At 34.9% G+C, this 15880-nt stretch carries 12 protein-coding genes; 9 read left to right on the top strand and 3 right to left on the bottom strand.

The features are described from left to right. Positions 1-180: 180 nt before the first annotated feature. The 3 genes from E0W73_RS06605 to E0W73_RS06595 form a co-directional block, all read right to left on the bottom strand. Positions 181-1200, bottom strand: coding sequence for a proline-specific peptidase family protein (locus E0W73_RS06605; protein WP_135221294.1), 1020 nt, complete (start codon positions 1198-1200; stop codon positions 181-183). A 283-nt stretch (positions 1201-1483) separates the two neighbouring features. Continuing rightward, positions 1484-2125, bottom strand: a complete 642-nt coding sequence (locus tag E0W73_RS06600; RefSeq protein WP_135221293.1) for a response regulator transcription factor — start codon at positions 2123-2125, stop codon at positions 1484-1486. 12 nt (positions 2126-2137) lie between these two features. Then, positions 2138-4327 (bottom strand): tetratricopeptide repeat-containing sensor histidine kinase, encoded by a 2190-nt coding sequence (locus tag E0W73_RS06595; RefSeq protein WP_135221292.1) that lies wholly within the window; start codon positions 4325-4327, stop codon positions 2138-2140. Between the two features lie 300 nt (positions 4328-4627). On the opposite strand from E0W73_RS06595, the gene E0W73_RS06590 reads away from it, so the two are divergent. The 9 genes from E0W73_RS06590 to E0W73_RS06550 all read left to right on the top strand — a co-directional run bounded on the left by E0W73_RS06590 (position 4628) and on the right by E0W73_RS06550 (position 15860). After that, positions 4628-5077: a PepSY-like domain-containing protein gene (locus E0W73_RS06590; RefSeq protein ID WP_135221291.1), complete on the top strand. Its 450-nt coding sequence runs from the start codon at positions 4628-4630 to the stop codon at positions 5075-5077. A gap of 121 nt (positions 5078-5198) precedes the next feature. Further along, positions 5199-6227, top strand: a complete 1029-nt coding sequence (locus tag E0W73_RS06585) for a LacI family DNA-binding transcriptional regulator (protein WP_135221290.1) — start codon at positions 5199-5201, stop codon at positions 6225-6227. A 49-nt stretch (positions 6228-6276) separates the two neighbouring features. Further along, positions 6277-7113 (top strand): helix-turn-helix domain-containing protein, encoded by an 837-nt coding sequence (locus E0W73_RS06580; RefSeq protein WP_135221289.1) that lies wholly within the window; start codon positions 6277-6279, stop codon positions 7111-7113. Positions 7114-7199: 86 nt separating this feature from the next. Then, positions 7200-7742 carry a YbhB/YbcL family Raf kinase inhibitor-like protein gene (locus E0W73_RS06575; RefSeq protein ID WP_135221288.1) on the top strand — a complete coding sequence of 181 codons (543 nt, stop codon included), beginning with the start codon at positions 7200-7202 and terminating at the stop codon, positions 7740-7742. A 274-nt stretch (positions 7743-8016) separates the two neighbouring features. Further along, positions 8017-10170 carry an alpha-glucuronidase family glycosyl hydrolase gene (locus E0W73_RS06570; protein ID WP_135221287.1) on the top strand — a complete coding sequence of 718 codons (2154 nt, stop codon included), beginning with the start codon at positions 8017-8019 and terminating at the stop codon, positions 10168-10170. Between the two features lie 323 nt (positions 10171-10493). Then, positions 10494-11231 (top strand): SDR family NAD(P)-dependent oxidoreductase, encoded by a 738-nt coding sequence (locus tag E0W73_RS06565; RefSeq protein WP_135221286.1) that lies wholly within the window; start codon positions 10494-10496, stop codon positions 11229-11231. Positions 11232-11498: 267 nt separating this feature from the next. Continuing rightward, complete coding sequence (gene uxuA, locus E0W73_RS06560) at positions 11499-12665, top strand: mannonate dehydratase (RefSeq protein WP_135221303.1); 1167 nt, start codon at positions 11499-11501, stop codon at positions 12663-12665. A gap of 357 nt (positions 12666-13022) precedes the next feature. Beyond that, positions 13023-14132, top strand: a complete 1110-nt coding sequence (locus tag E0W73_RS06555; RefSeq protein ID WP_135221285.1) for an endo-1,4-beta-xylanase — start codon at positions 13023-13025, stop codon at positions 14130-14132. A gap of 294 nt (positions 14133-14426) precedes the next feature. Further along, positions 14427-15860, top strand: coding sequence for an MFS transporter (locus E0W73_RS06550; RefSeq protein WP_135221284.1), 1434 nt, complete (start codon positions 14427-14429; stop codon positions 15858-15860). Positions 15861-15880 lie beyond the last annotated feature (20 nt).

Here is a 15880-nt window from a genome sequence, read left to right as displayed (position 1 = left end):
TGAAATTGGTAGACACGCTGGACTTAAAATCCAGTGAACAGCAATGTTCGTGCGGGTTCAAGTCCCGCTCTGAGTACTAAAAACTTCAATTGGCTCTGCTAATTGAAGTTTTTTGCTTTATATAGGTTATATTTTGGGCTTAGTGAATATTTCCATACCTTGATTTTGTTAAACTGTCTTTTAAATTTTGTTTTGATCAACATTGTGTATGAATTGAATAACACCTTTCATAAATACTTTTTGATCATCCCACATGGCTAAATGACTTCCATTTGGGCAATATAAATAAACTCCTTTTTTTACCATTTTGCTTTGCTCTTCCATTGCCTTTGGGTCCATTGTATCATATTTTGCACCAACCATTAGTGTAGGCACTTCGATTTCATGAAGTCTCTTTTTAATATCCCATTTTGCGAGCCTGCCACTGATTCCAAACTCACTTGGTCCTTGCATCAATGTGTAGACTTCTGAATTTACATGTTTGCTGGCTCTATTAAGACCATCTGGCCATTCTTTTAAGCGGCATAAATGCTCTTGATAAAAATTTGGGATTAAAAGTTCCATATAACGCGGATTTTCAAAATCTTTTTTGGCTTCTAAAGCTCTTATTTCTTTTAGGACATCTGGTTTCATTTGTTTTGCAAGCACTTGGTCGGCATATTTTCCATATTCTGGAGCGCTGGCAACCATATTGGCGACAATTAGTCCTTTTAGATTTTGTTGATGTTTAAGAGCGTATTCCATTGCCAGAATTCCTCCCCATGAATTTCCCAAAACATAAAAATTATCCTTATCAGCATTAATGGCTTTTCGTACTTGTTCAACTTCGTCGACAAAACGGTCAATAGTCCATAAGGTGCTGTCTTTCGGCTGGTCGCTGTAGTAAGATCCTAGTTGGTCGTATTCGTAAAATTCAAATCCTTCGCGTTGAAAGAATGTTTCAAAACACTCCATGTATTCATGTGTCATGGCTGGGCCTCCATGAAGAAGCAGTATTTTTATTTTTGGATTAGTACCAAATCGCTTGGTCCAAACTTTGAAATTTCCTGCGTGGGTTTTAATCGGAATCATTTTTATTCCTGCTTCTTCCACTTTTTCGATAGAATTATATGTGAAATATTCTTTTAAAGATGTCGATTGATTTTCTTTTTTACAAGAAACAATTGCTGTTACTATTAACAGTAATAAAAATTTACGCATAAATTGTATTTTTAAGTTTTACTAAAAATACGAAATTTATTAACTGTCTAGAAGCAGCCAGTATGTGTACTGTAAAATCATTATTTATGATGATTTGAAAAAATGTGAAAATGATAATTTTGCCACTTTAATTACAATCAAGATTTGATAGTAGGAAATTTTTTTTTTTTATTATTACCTGCCTGAGTAGTCATACATAGCATTGGGGGGCTGTGCCGGATTATTCAGGTGTGGTTTTAATAGAGAGCTTAAATGTTTTTTAGTTAATGTCAAAAATTATTCATTAATCTACCAAGCCGTTTTCAACTGCATATTTCACAAGACCTGCAGTATTTTTTGCATTTAGTTTTGATAACAAGTTACGACGATGCGTATTTACGGTATTCAAGCTTATGAATGTTTTTTCGGCAATTTCTGCAGTATTGTATTCGTGTGCGATCAATATTAAGATTTCTTTTTCACGTGAACTGAGCTCAGTTAAGTTAGAAACTTGTTTTTCAATCTTTGAGCTATTCTGTAGATGTTTTTCTGTCAATTCTTCTGCAAAATAATTTTCGCCCTTGGCTATAGCATTGATGGCTTTTAGAAGTTCTTCTTTTTCGGCATTTTTTAATAAATAACCATTTACTCCGATTCTAATCAATCTCGAAATAATCATTACATTGCTATGGGTGCTGACAATCAGTATTTTAATGTTTGGGTGTTTTTTACGCAGAATCTTGCTCAATTCGATTCCGTCCATATCTGGCATGCTGATATCGAGAATAATAAAGTTTACAAGGCCTTTATTTATAATTTCCAAAGCCTCGTTTCCGTTAGCGGCTTTGTCAACAATATTAATATTTGATTCTTGTTCCAAAAGGGAAATCATTCCCTGCAAGAACATAGTGTGGTCGTCGGCAATAAGTAGGTTAATGGTATTCATTCAACAAATATATTAGTTGCTTTTCAATTCATTTAGCTGATTTTTAAAATCAATGCCTTTTATTTTAGTTTTTGCTTTTGATTGGGAAACAGGAATTTCTATATTTATAATTGTGCCACGTTTAACTTTAGAATCAATTACAAAAGATCCTTTTAGTTTATTGATTCTATTTTCAAGGTTAATAAAACCAATGCCCTTTGAATGGTTTTTAGTTTCAAAACCGATTCCGTTATCTTCAAATAAAAGATTCAGGATATTTTCTACATAATTCAGCTGAATTTCCACTTCAGATGCTTTGGCGTGTTTTATCGTATTGGTTAAAAGTTCCTGAATCATTTTAAACATTTCGATCTGAATGTCTTCTTTCAGATTATTGATTTCATTTTTCGGATAGGGCAGAAAGATAATTTTTATTCGACTGGCTTCGCTGATGTTATTAAGATAAGATTCTAAAACTTCTAAGAATTTGTGCTGACTGAATTTTTTCGGAAGCAAGGTATGCGATAGACTGCGAACCTGTTGATAAGTCTCGTCTAATTGCCTGCTGATTTTTTGAATCATAGAAAAGTCAGAAGGATTTAAATGGTTTACCTGCAGTTTGATAGCCGCTAAATTGCCGCCAATGCTGTCATGAAGTTCTTGAGAAATACGTTCTCTTTCTTTGTCCTGTCCGCTTATTGAGGCTTTTATAAGTTCTAGTTCCTGCTCTTTTACTATAGCATTAATTTGTTGCTGATTAATTTCAGCTTGTTTGCTGTTCAATAAGCGCTGTGCTTTTAATCGTTTATAGTATTGAAACAAAAGTCCGATAATGGGAATCAAGAGAATTAAAAAACCGGCTATAGTAAAAAGCCTTGTTTTTTTCTGCTGATTGATTTCGAGTGTTTTAAGCTGTTGGTCTTTCTTTAAAAGCGAAATTTCATTTTTCTTTTTATTGGAAGCATTCTGAAATGCCAAAATCGTATTTTCGTTATTTTTCTTCGAAATTTGTTCCTGAAGCAGCATATTTTCCATCGCTTCTTCTTGATTGGCAATTGCTAATTTTTTTGCCTCATTTTCAAAACGCAGTACTTCGATTTCTTTTTGTTTCTGAGCCGTTTTGTATTTTACTTCCAACTCGTTTATTTCCTTTATTTTCTGAAGCTGATTAATGGAATCTTTTAAATGAGTCGCTTTTTCAAAAAAGGAATAAGCACTTTTGTAATCATCCTCCTGAATGGCAATTTTTTTAAGCTCATCATAAATATACGTCTGGTTCTGGAGCAAACCAAAATGAACCGACTTTTGAAGCGCCTCAGAAAAAATCAGCTTTGCATCTTTGTATTTTTTTAATGAAATATAACTGTTGCCGATACTGCTCCTTGAGATGACAGACAATTGATTCAGCTCGTTTTTATCTGCAAGTGTAAGCGCTTCGTCAAATGCTTTTAATGCTTCTTGATGTTTGTGCTGCATTTGGAAATTTTCGCCGAGTCCCAACAAAATGATGGTTTTTCCGAGATTGTTTTTGGTTTTTTCGCAGAGAATTTTACCCTTTTTGTAAAAAATAGATGCATTATCGTAATCTTTCATGCGAGAATATATATCTCCAAGATTAATGTAGCTTCCTAAGATTATCTCGTCATCATCTTTGTATTCAAGACATTGTTTGAATAGTTTTATAGCGTTTGAATAATCGCCCAGCTCAGTGTAAGCTTGTGCCAGACCATGAGTATGGGTGTAAAATAGATTTGTCTCGTTGTATTTTTGGGAAACTTCAATCCCTTTAATGTGCCATTTTTTGCTTTCATTAAACAAGCCTCTTTTTTTGTAATTAATCGCAAGTAGATTGTAGCTCAGCGAAAAAAGTCGGTTTTTTAGAGAATCATTTACAACAGTATTGTATTTCAAAGCCTGTTGCGTATAATAAATAGAAGAATCGATTACGGCTCTTTTATTGAAATAATAAGCCAGAAGCAGATTGGTTCGCGCCAAAGCTCTGTGGTCTGTTTTAGATTTTAGAATTGAATGTGCTTTTTTATACGCTTTTTTTTCTTCGCCTTTATTGTATAAATCATAAAGTGCGAGTGTGTTTTTGTCTTCTTTGACAGGAATAGTTTTTTTGGAAACAAAAGCTTTCTTTTTATTTTCAATCTGTGCGTGCAGATTAAATGATAAAAAGACGAAGAGCAATAAAAAAAGTCTTCTTAGCCAGATTTCCATATAATAAGTTTTGTACTCAAGCAGAAAAATGAGTAGTTTCTAAGTCTTGCAAATTTGGGATTTATAAGATTAAATCGTTTTTTGAACAGATGATAAAAGTACTACAAAAGAATTAAAAAAAGATTTCAAAAAATAAGTTTTTTGAATGAAGTTGTGATATAATTTGCTGTTTTTGTACTGTTTAAAAGGTTGTTTGTTAGTGTTTTATGTCGAATTTAAAAGACTAAAACTTTCTTAAATTAATTTGAAAGCATTTTTTCTTGCAGTAAATTAGTGAGAGTATACTTAAAAAATCAAACTATGAAAACGAAAATATTATTAGCTGGAATGTTGTTGACGCTAACAATTTCAGCGAGTGCGCAGAAGAAAATTGAAGTTACAGAACTGCCTAAGCCAGCACAAGAATTTTTAAAGAAACATTTTAGCAATACTTCAATAGAGAAAGCTCAAAAAGATCCTGAACATGGCGAAAAAGGATACGAAGTTAAACTTAAGGACGGAACGGAAGTAGAATTTTGGAAAGACGGTTCGTATCGTGAAGTTGATGGCGGAGACAAACCAATTCCGACCGCATTTATTCCGAAGGAAATCAAGGATTATGTTGCTAAAAATTATCCTAATGAGAAAATTACTCATATTGATTATGGACACAAAGATTTGGATGTCGATTTAACGGGCAAAATTGATTTGGAGTTTACAAAAGATGGTAAAATTCTAAAGGATAAGAAAAACAATATTAGTAAAAATTGATTTTAAAAAGAAAATGTCCCAAAATATCGTTTTTGAGGACATTTTTGTTTAAATCAGCTTTTTTCGGAAGCAATATTGTGATCGAAAATAGTTTATATTTACATCTTCTATTAGTTGTTTTATGGAAGAGAATAAACACGTAACGATTTATGATATTGCAGAGAGGCTAAATCTTGCAACATCGACTATTTCAAGAGCCTTAAAAGATCATCACACGATAAGTGATAAAACGATAAAAAAAGTCAAGAAAACCGCAGAAGAAATGGGTTTTGTCCCAAATACTTTAGCAGCAGGTTTACGTGGCAACAAAACTAGGACAATTGGTGTTTTGATTCCTACCGTTACACAGCCCTTTTTGTCTTCTCTAATTAGCGGAATCGAAATTACGGCTCAAAAGTCTGATTATACCGTAATCATTATGCAGTCGCACGACTCTTATGATGAAGAAGTCAATATGGCCAAATCGTTGTACAGTAACCGTGTGAGTGGTGTAATATGTTCATTAGCGATGGAAACGCGCGATACAGCTCATTTTCATCAATTTTCCAACAATAATATTCCGCTGGTTTTTGTCGACAGAGTACCGAAAGGTTATAATACCTTTAGGGTTGTAATTGATAATTATACAGCAGGTTACAAAGCAACCAAACACCTTATTGAACAAGGATGTATTCGTATTGCGCATTTTACTGCGGGTTCAGAATTGGGGAATTTGTACAACGAAAGAAAAAGAGGGTATATAGAAGCCCTAAAAGATCACAATATAGAAATAGAAGAAGAGCTGATTATCAATCTAAATTCGGTTACCTACGAAGACGGCGTAAAAGCCAGCAATGCTTTATTCGATTTAAAACCACTTCCGGACGGGCTGTTCGCACCTGGAGATATTTTGGCAGTAAGTGCCATTCAGACTGCTAAAAAACGAGGTATAAAAGTCCCAGAAGAATTCAAAGTAATTGGTTTTAATAATGATCCAATTTCGCAGATTATAGATCCGAATTTATCGACTATTACGCATCCAGCTGAAAAAATGGGAAAGGCGGCTGCAGAAATTATCATTAAAAATTTAAAATCGTCTAAAAATGACGATGCCAAAGAAATCACTTTTTTAAATACAGAAGTACTCGCAAGAGAATCTACTCAGAAATAAAATTCTAAATAGTAAGGCTTATCATTGGTTTGATAGGCCAATAACTTTTATGAAAACAATTACACTTCCGGACGAAATGAATTTAGAAAAATCGCAACATGTACACGTTGTCGATTACAGCAGTTCTAAAGACGTTTCGAAACAGCAGATCATTTTAAATCAGAATATCATCAGTTTTTTGATTGAAGGAACCAAAGAAGTCATTTTTGATACTTCAAAATTGGCTATAACATCTTCTAAGTTTCTTATAATGCGTTCCGGAAATTGTTTAATGACAGAAAAAAGAATCTCTGAAATCTCTGGATATAAAAGCATTCTTTTGTTTTTTTCGAGCGAAATGGTTCATAATTTCATCAGAAAAATGGAATTGGAAAAATCAGAAGCTATTGAACCAAAATCGATTTATGCTTTTGATTATGATGATTTTCTGAAACGTTTTGTAGACAGTTTAACAGATATTTCAAAACTTTCAAAAACCATTCAGACAAAACTGCTCGAAGTTAAGTTTGACGAAATTATGCTTTATTTGACTGCGCAGTACGGAACCGATTTTCTGTATTCGCTAACTGCAAATAGTGACGATGCGGCTCAAAGATTCATTCGAACAATCGAAAACAGCCATTTAAGCAAATTGACATTAAAAGAATTGGCTTTTTTGTGTAACATGAGTGTTTCGACTTTCAAAAGAGAATTTGAAAAATATTATTCAGAGTCGCCTATTAAATGGTTTCAAAACAAAAGGCTCGAACATGCGCACTATTTGCTGAGCCAGGAAAAAAGCCCTTCTGAAGTGTATTTCGAAGCAGGTTACGAAAACCTTTCCAGTTTTAGTCAAGCTTATAAAACCAAATACGGCGTAACACCTAAACATCATAAGTTGATTTGAGCTTTTAGCAACAGTTTTTGGCTTTTTAGCTAAAGTTATCCAGCGATTCCAAATCTAACTTTGCTTAAAATTTTAAAACAGACAAAATGAAAAAGCTAAGTTTAATTTTGGCAATGTCAGCCATTTTTTCAACATCGATTTTTGCACAAAAAACATTTACTTTAACTAGTAAAGATTTAGGAGGGGAAACAACTAAAGTTCAGGAATTCAGCGGATTTGGTTGTTCAGGCGAAAATCAGTCTCCACAGCTATCTTGGAAAAACGCTCCAGAAGGAACTCAAAGTTTTGCGGTAACCATGTACGATCCAGACGCGCCAACAGGAAGCGGATTTTGGCATTGGGTGGTTGTAGATATTCCGGCAAATGTAAACGAACTGGTAACTAATGCGGGAACTAAAAATCTTATTCCAAAAGGAGCAATTCAAAGCATTACCGATTATGGAATTAAAGGTTTTGGAGGTCCTTGTCCACCAATTGGTCATGGATATCACCAATACATTATTACCGTTTATGCTTTAAAAGTAAATAAACTAGGAACAGACGAAAATACAAATCCAGCAGTAGTAGGATTTAATCTTTGGAACCAGACCTTGGCAAAAGCAAGTATTGTTGCCTATTATAAAAGATAGTTTAAGCGCTAAAACTTAAATTCGACCCGTCATAGCAGGATAGTTTTTATAATTATCCTGCTTTTATTTGTTTTGTAAAATTATTTTTTTTGAAAAAAAAGCAACTAAAATTTTTTTCTTACATAACAATCCTATATTTTTACGCAACCGATTGCAATTGTTGTTTTATTTCGGATAATATATTTTTTGAATTAAAATTTTATCAAATACTTTAAATAAGAAATAAAATAGTGCTGCTTAAAAATACGATTTTTAAAAAAATAAATTAAAACTAATGGCTTTATTAAGATTTGTTTTTCTGTTTATTCTGATTTCCTTTTCGGCTTCAGCACAAAAGGATTATAAATTGTGGCTTCAATATCATACAGTTTCCAATTCTGCCATAGCTTCAGAATACAAAAACAATAGTAAAGGAATCGCAATATTAGGGAATTCTGAAACCATCAAAATTGCTGAAAAAGAACTGAAAACTGGATTTTGGGATATGTTGGGAAATGTTCCTGAAATTAAATCGGAAGTAAAAGGAGAGAGCGATATTATTGTGGGTTCGCGGTCAAATTTAAATTCCGAAATAAAAAAGGAATTGCAATCTGATTTTGGTAAGATAAATAATGAAGGTTTTATTATTAAAACCATTTCGTCTAAAAGCAAAAAACAAATTATCATTACAGGCAAAAATGATGTTGCCGTTCTATATGGCGTTTTTAACTTTTTACGAATATTGCAGACGAATAAATCAGTTACAAATCTAAATATTGTTGATTCTCCTAGAACCAATATCAGAATCCTGAATCATTGGGATAATCTGGACAGAACTGTAGAACGTGGCTATGCAGGATTTTCTCTTTGGAACTGGCAAAAACTGCCTGATTTTATAGACCAGCGGTATGTTGATTACGCCAGAGCGAATGCTTCAGTCGGAATCAACGGCACAGTTTTGACCAATGTAAATGCAAACGCTCTAATTCTTACCCCGCAATATTTAGAAAAAGTAGAAGCTTTGGCTAATGTGTTCAGACCTTACGGAATAAAAGTCTATTTAACCGCAAGATTTTCGGCACCAATCGAAATCGGAAAACTAAAAACTGCCGATCCAAAAGATTCTGAAGTGATTGATTGGTGGAAAAACAAGGCGGCTGAAATTTATAAACGAATTCCCGATTTTGGCGGATTTTTAGTGAAAGCCAATTCAGAGGGTCAGCCAGGGCCCCAAAATTACGGAAGAGATCATGTCGATGGCGCCAATATGCTGGCTGATGCTGTTGCGCCTTTTGGAGGTGTAGTGATGTGGAGGGCTTTTGTGTATTCGGAACATGATGCAAATGATCGTGCCAAACAAGCTTATGCCGAGTTTCAGCCCTATGACGGAAAATTTAAAGAAAATGTAATTGTTCAGGTCAAAAACGGAGCCATTGATTTTCAGCCTAGAGAGCCCTTTCATCCATTATTCGGAGCTATGCCGAAAACGCCTTTAATGATGGAGTTTCAAATTACTCAGGAATATTTAGGTTTTAGCACGCATTTGGTTTTTCTTCCTAAATTGTTTCAAGAAGTTCTGGAATCTGACACGTATCAAAAAGGAAAAGGTTCAACAGTTGCCAAAGTTGTTGATGGGACTTTGTATCAAAATAAACTAACTGGAATTGCCGGAGTGGCCAATATAGGAAACGATTTAAACTGGACTGGACATCCATTTGCGCAAGCCAATTGGTACGGTTTCGGAAGGTTGGCATGGAATCCGTATTTGGATTCTGAAATTATTGCCGATGAATGGCTTAGAAGTACTTTTTCCAATGATGGAAACTTTATTAAACCTATAAAAAACATCATGATGAAATCTCGTGAAGCCGTTGTCAATTATATGACTCCGCTTGGTTTGCATCATATTATGGACACAGGGCATCATTACGGACCTGGCCCTTGGGTTTCTAATTTGTCAAGACCAGAATGGAATCCAACATATTATCATAAAGCTGATGAAAAAGGAATTGGTTTTGACCGATCTAAATCGGGAACAAACGCCACAGCACAATACGCACCTGAGATTGAAAAACTTTTTGATAATTTAGAAACCTGTCCAGAAAAAGACCTTTTGTGGTTTCATCATGTTTCTTGGGATTACAAACTGAAAAACGGTCAGACACTTTGGAATAGTTTAGCGCTTAAATATCAGGAAGGTGTAAATCAAGTTAGAGAAATGCAGGATGTTTGGAGTAAAGCTGAAAAATATGTGGACAGCGAACGTTTTAAAGAAGTAAAAATGTTGTTGGAAATTCAGCACAAAGAAGCAAAGTGGTGGCGTGATGCCTGTTTGCTGTATTTTCAGCAGTTTTCTGGGAAAGAGCTTCCTGCTGAAGTTGAAAGACCAACGCAGACATTAGAGTATTTTAAATCATTAAAATTCCCTTTTGCACCAGGGAATGGGTAAATAAATTGAGTAATTGTAACACAGATAACGCGGATTCGCTATCGCGAAGACACGGAAAAAAATGGATTTTTTAATTGAAATGAGAAAAAAGTCCTTGTAAATCAGCGTTTTCGCGATAGTGAATCCGTTTCATCCGCGTACTAAAAATAAAATAAACACATACAAACATAAATTTATATTTAACTCAAAAAAGATTAAGAGAAAGAAACTAGTTTCTCATACATAGCTATGTGTATTGATGCAAGTGAAACGCCTTTGTACACAAAGTATAACTATGTTTCTCCTATGTTTAAAAATTAAGCATGAAATTATTGTAATAAATTATGAGCAAGAAAACAGCAATTGTAACCGGAGGAAATTCGGGATTAGGTTTTGCAACCGCAAAAAAGCTTTGCGACAACGGAATCAAAACTTATATTATCGGAAGGTCAAAAGAAAAAACAGAAGACGCTTGCAAAGAAATCGGAGAAAATGCTATTCCGATAATCTTTGACTTAAACGATTTGAAAGGCATTCCAGCAATGATTGAAAGCATTGCAAAAGAAAATTCGATTGATATTTTGGTAAATAACGCTGGAATCAACATGAAAAAAGAAATCCCAGAGGTAACCGATGAAGATTTTCTTTCGATTATTCATACCAATTTACTGAGTGTTTTTGCTGTGAGCAGAGAAGTAGTGAAAAATATGAAAGCAAACGGGGGAGGAAGTATTATTAATATCAGTTCGATGGCATCTCAGTACGGAATTCCAAAAGTAATAGCGTATTCGTCAAGCAAAGGTGCAATCGAAGCGATGACTCGCGCAATGGCAACAGAATTAGCTCCTGCAGGAATTCGTGTAAACTGTATTGCTCCGGGATTCATCAAGACTAAAATGTCTTCGGCGGCACTTGATAACGATCCGGAAAGAAAAAATAAAGTTCTTGGAAGAACGCCTATGGGTTATTTAGGAGAACCTTCAGACATTGCAGATGCGGTTTATTATTTCGCTTTAAGCGAATCAAAATATACTACAGGTACAGTTTTGCCGGTTGATGGCGGAAACAGTATCGGATTTTAATTGTGAAAATGCCACGAAGGCGCTAAGGCGCTAAGGCCCAAAGGTTTTCTTTAGAGTTTTTCTACCATTAGGGTATTAAGAAAATTAAGCAAAACTTTGAACTCAATCGTTATGATAAAAAGGAAATTAAGGCGTGACTTTATGGACTTAAACCTAAGAAAAAAGGATAATTAAAGGCTGAGCTTTATGAACTTAATACCTTAATGGTAGAAAAAAAACTTTGTGCCTTAGCGCCTTAGTGGCATAAAAAATAGAAGTATGATAAAAATGCAGCAATCCATGCGTTGGTTTGGACCTCAAGACAACGTAAAACTTATCGATATCAAGCAAGCGGGTGCAACGGGAATTGTGACTGCATTGCATCAAATTCCGGTAGGTGATGTTTGGTCGATTAAAGATATTCAGGAAAGACAGCAATTAATCCGAAAGGAAGGTTTGGAATGGACTGTGGTCGAAAGTCTTCCTGTTCATGAAGAAATAAAGCGAGCTTCGGGAAATTATTTGCAATACATTGAAAATTATAAAATCAGTTTGCAAAATCTGGCGGCGTGCGGCATAAAAATCATTACGTACAACTTCATGCCGATTTTGGATTGGGTGCGAACGAATCATGACTTTATCAATCAAGATGGAAGCAGGGCTTTACTGTACAATCAGGATGCATTTACGTATTTTGATGTGTTTCTATTAAAAAGGCCAAATTCAGAAGACGATTATTCAGATGCTCAAAAAGAAAAAGCATTACAGTTTGGAAATCAATTGTCTGAAGATGAAAAGGCAGTACTGTTTAAAAATGTATTATTAGGATTGCCAGGAAGCAAAATCAATTTTACGGCAGAACAGATTTTGTCTCTTTTAGAAAATTATACAGAGATTGACAATCAGAAACTAAGAGAGAATCTTGTTTATTTTTTATCGGAAGTAACGCCTATTGCGGAGAAAAATGGACAAAAGTTAGCCATTCATCCAGACGATCCGCCGTTTTCGGTTTTAGGACTTCCAAGAATCGTTTCAACAGAAGCAGATTTGAAAGCTATTTTCACTGCCGTTCCATCCACAGCAAATGGGTTGTGTTATTGCACCGGTTCTTTAAGTGCTGATCCGAAAAACAATCTGGAAAAAATAATAGATGATTTTGGAGGCCGAATTCACTTTTTGCACCTGCGAAATACCATCCGCGAAAGCGAAACCATTTTCAGGGAATCGGAACATTTAAACGGCGATGTTAAAATGGAAGTGATTGTTGAGAAATTATTGTTGCTAATGAATAAAACCAAAATAAGTCTCCCAATGCGTCCGGATCACGGTTTTCTGCATAGAGTTGATGAATCGACCGAAACCTATCCTGGTTATTCGTTGACAGGAAGATTAAAAGGTTTGGCCGAATTAAGAGGTTTGGAAATGGGAATTGGTTTTAAATTGAATTTGCAATAGAAGTTAATTTAAGTATCTAACAGGTTTTCAAAACCTGTTAGATATTTCCCGTTGGGTGAAATAGGATATCAATAGCTTCATTCAAGAATTAAGATCTAATTTGATTTGCAAAAACCCTTTTAGTTATAAATATTTCACGCAGATTCAGGCAGATTTAAACAGATTTATATTTAAGTTGATTTAATAGAATTGAAAAAAATAATTTCAGACACCGGGTTTTAATCAGTTTTAAACCCAGATTTTAAAAACCTGTCGGGCTACCATGAGGACAGGAAAAACTTTGAATACTATCCAGAAGGCTTTGAAAATCTGTTGGGATAGTCAAAATGAACACGATTAACTATTTAAACCAAAGATATGAAATGTATTAAAACCTCTTTATTTGCCTTTACGGCTTTACTGACCATAAGCTGTACATCGCAAAAAGAAAATGCCTCGTTAAAAGACGCTTACAAAGACGATTTCTATATTGGAACCGCTTTAAGTGCTGATCAAATTGAACAAAAAGACCAGAAAGAAGATTCTTTGATTCGAAAAGAGTTTAATGCGATTACAGCAGAAAACATCATGAAATCGATGTACACACATCCGCAGAAAGACAAGTACGATTTTGCTCTGTCGGATAAATTTGTGGAGTATGGAGAGAAGAATAAAATGTTTATTCACGGCCATACTTTGATTTGGCACAGCCAATTAGCCCCATGGATGGAGAAAATAGCTGATAGTACAGAAATGAAGGCGTTTATGAAAGATCATATCACGACAATCGTTTCGAAATACAAAGGAAGAATCGATTCTTGGGATGTGGTAAATGAAGCTTTAAATGAAGATGGTACATTGCGACAATCAGTTTTTCTAAAAACACTTGGAGAAAAATATTTGGTCGATGCTTTCAAATTAGCAGCAAAAGCCGATCCAAAAGCCGAATTGTATTACAACGATTACAATATCGAAGAACCTGCAAAAAGAGCTGGAGCAATCGCTTTAATTAAAAAAATAAAAGCCGAAGGCGGAAAAGTAGATGGCGTCGGAATTCAAGGACACTGGCGATTACAAAGTCCGTCATTAGAAGAAATCGAAAAAAGTATTTTAGAGTATTCAGCTTTAGGAGTCAAGGTTGCTTTTACAGAACTGGATATTACAGTTTTACCAAATCCGTGGGACTTAAAAGGCGCAGATGTGAATCAGAACTTTGAAGGAAGCGCAAAGATGAATCCGTATCCAAAGGCCTTGCCAGATTCTATTCAAAACAAGCTTGCAGAACGTTATGCTTCGATTTTTAAACTATTTTTAAAACATAAAGACAAAATCAGCAGAGTGACATTTTGGGGTGTTCATGACGGACAATCTTGGCTGAACGGCTGGCCCATCAAAGGAAGAACCAATTATCCGCTTCCGTTTGACAAGCAATTACAACATAAACCAGCTTACGAAAGCATCTTACAGTTGAAAGAAAGTAAACAGTAAGCTTTCCGAATGGCTTTTCAATGGTAAATTATTTAACAATCTGTTGCGGAATAAGAAATAACTCAAATTAAGCAAACTAAATTTGTATAATATGTTTTTTTGTCTAATTTTACACAACCGATTGTTTTAAATTTAATTCAACACAATCTTGTCATTTCGACGAAGGAGAAATCACGCTAGAAGCTCCACGTAGTATGTCGCCAATCTTTGTCGAATCCCTCGTGTGATTTCTCCTTCGTCGAAATGACAAAAGAAGAACCTAACTAACTATCCAAAATAACCACAAAACCACCAATGAGCAACAATTCACAAAAACTATCCATCAAAGAAAAAATTGGATACAGCTTAGGAGACCTAGCCGCCAATTTAGTTTTCCAGACTTTGATGACCTATCTGGCCTATTTCTACACCGACATTTACGGATTATCGCCAACAGATTCTTCCATCATCATGCTGATTGTTGGTTTAATTGCGGCTTTTATTTTTAATCCGATTATTGGGGTTTTGGCAGATCGAACCAGTACCAAATGGGGAAAATTCAGGCCATGGATCTTATTGACTGCTGTTCCGCTTGGAGTAGTGGCATTATTAGCCTTTTCAACTCCCGATTTCTCGTATAAGGGAAAAGTGATTTATGCTGTTGTGACCTATACTTTACTGCTTCTGTTTTATGCCGGAAACAATCTGCCGTATTCGGCTTTAAGCGGAGTGATTACAGGTGATATGAAAGAACGAAACAGTATGTCATCGTATCGTTTTGTTGCGGTGATGTTTGCGCAGTTTTTCGTTCAGGTTTTCATGCTCGGAATTATTAAAAGCGCTGGTAATGGAGATAAAGCAGTGGGAATTGAGAAAGTAATGACTGCATTGGCAATAATTGGAACCATTATGCTTTTGATTACTTTTTTAACGACGAAAGAAAGAGTTATTCCGAAACCAGAACAAAAGTCGAGCATAAAAGAAGATTTAAGCGATTTAATCAAAAACAGACCGTGGGTAATCATGCTTTCGCTGACGACTTTGGTTTTTGTGACTTTGGCTATGAAAGGCGGTTCGTATGTGTATTATTTTGAGAACTATGTAGATAAAGAACAATTAGCCATTTTTATTCAGCCTATTTTGGATTTCCTGACTAATATCGGATTGAATCATTTTGGAAATGATCCTGTTTCAGCAGGTTTTGGTTTGTTTAATGCTGGCGGAATTATCTTTATGATTGTCGGCATTACATTGTCTAAAAATCTAGCTGACAAATACGGAAAACGAAATGTTTTTGGAGTGTTTTTATTCATTTCTACCATATTTATTATTGCATTTTATTTCTATCCGCCAACATCGATCAGATTGATATTTTTCTCTCAGATACTACATGGATTTTTCTACGGAATCACGATTCCGATTCTTTGGGCCATGATTGCAGATGTTGCCGATTATTCGGAATGGCTCAATAACCGCCGCGCCACCGCAATTATCTTTTCTGCTATGATGGTAGGATTAAAAACAGGGTTAAGCATCGGAGGCGCTTTAACAACCTTGTTTTTAGGTTATTTCCATTACGTTCCTAATGCACCTGAGCAGTCGCAAACCGCCATAAGCGGCATCAAATTGCTAGTAAGTATTTTCCCTGCAATCCCTTTTCTAATTGGGGCCGGATTGCTGTTTTTCTATAAAATCAACAAAGAAATGGAAGTGCAGATCGAAACAGAACTAAAAGAAAGAAGAACTTAATTATTAAACAAAATAGCACT

The organism is Flavobacterium foetidum (genome assembly GCF_004634245.1).
GTDB classification, from domain to species: domain Bacteria; phylum Bacteroidota; class Bacteroidia; order Flavobacteriales; family Flavobacteriaceae; genus Flavobacterium; species Flavobacterium foetidum.
This window is presented reverse-complemented; position numbering and strand designations above follow the sequence as displayed.

Bases quoted from the DNA above. Each gene is read 5' to 3' on its own strand.
- E0W73_RS06605 (WP_135221294.1), bottom strand. From the start codon at position 1,200: ATGCGTAAATTTTTATTACTGTTAATAGTAACAGCAATTGTTTCTTGT.
- E0W73_RS06600 (WP_135221293.1), bottom strand. From the start codon at position 2,125: ATGAATACCATTAACCTACTTATTGCCGACGACCACACTATGTTCTTG.
- E0W73_RS06595 (WP_135221292.1), bottom strand. From the start codon at position 4,327: ATGGAAATCTGGCTAAGAAGACTTTTTTTATTGCTCTTCGTCTTTTTA.
- E0W73_RS06590 (WP_135221291.1), top strand. From the start codon at position 4,628: ATGAAAACGAAAATATTATTAGCTGGAATGTTGTTGACGCTAACAATT.
- E0W73_RS06585 (WP_135221290.1), top strand. From the start codon at position 5,199: ATGGAAGAGAATAAACACGTAACGATTTATGATATTGCAGAGAGGCTA.
- E0W73_RS06580 (WP_135221289.1), top strand. From the start codon at position 6,277: ATGAAAACAATTACACTTCCGGACGAAATGAATTTAGAAAAATCGCAA.
- E0W73_RS06575 (WP_135221288.1), top strand. From the start codon at position 7,200: ATGAAAAAGCTAAGTTTAATTTTGGCAATGTCAGCCATTTTTTCAACA.
- E0W73_RS06570 (WP_135221287.1), top strand. From the start codon at position 8,017: ATGGCTTTATTAAGATTTGTTTTTCTGTTTATTCTGATTTCCTTTTCG.
- E0W73_RS06565 (WP_135221286.1), top strand. From the start codon at position 10,494: ATGAGCAAGAAAACAGCAATTGTAACCGGAGGAAATTCGGGATTAGGT.
- uxuA (WP_135221303.1), top strand. From the start codon at position 11,499: ATGCAGCAATCCATGCGTTGGTTTGGACCTCAAGACAACGTAAAACTT.
- E0W73_RS06555 (WP_135221285.1), top strand. From the start codon at position 13,023: ATGAAATGTATTAAAACCTCTTTATTTGCCTTTACGGCTTTACTGACC.
- E0W73_RS06550 (WP_135221284.1), top strand. From the start codon at position 14,427: ATGAGCAACAATTCACAAAAACTATCCATCAAAGAAAAAATTGGATAC.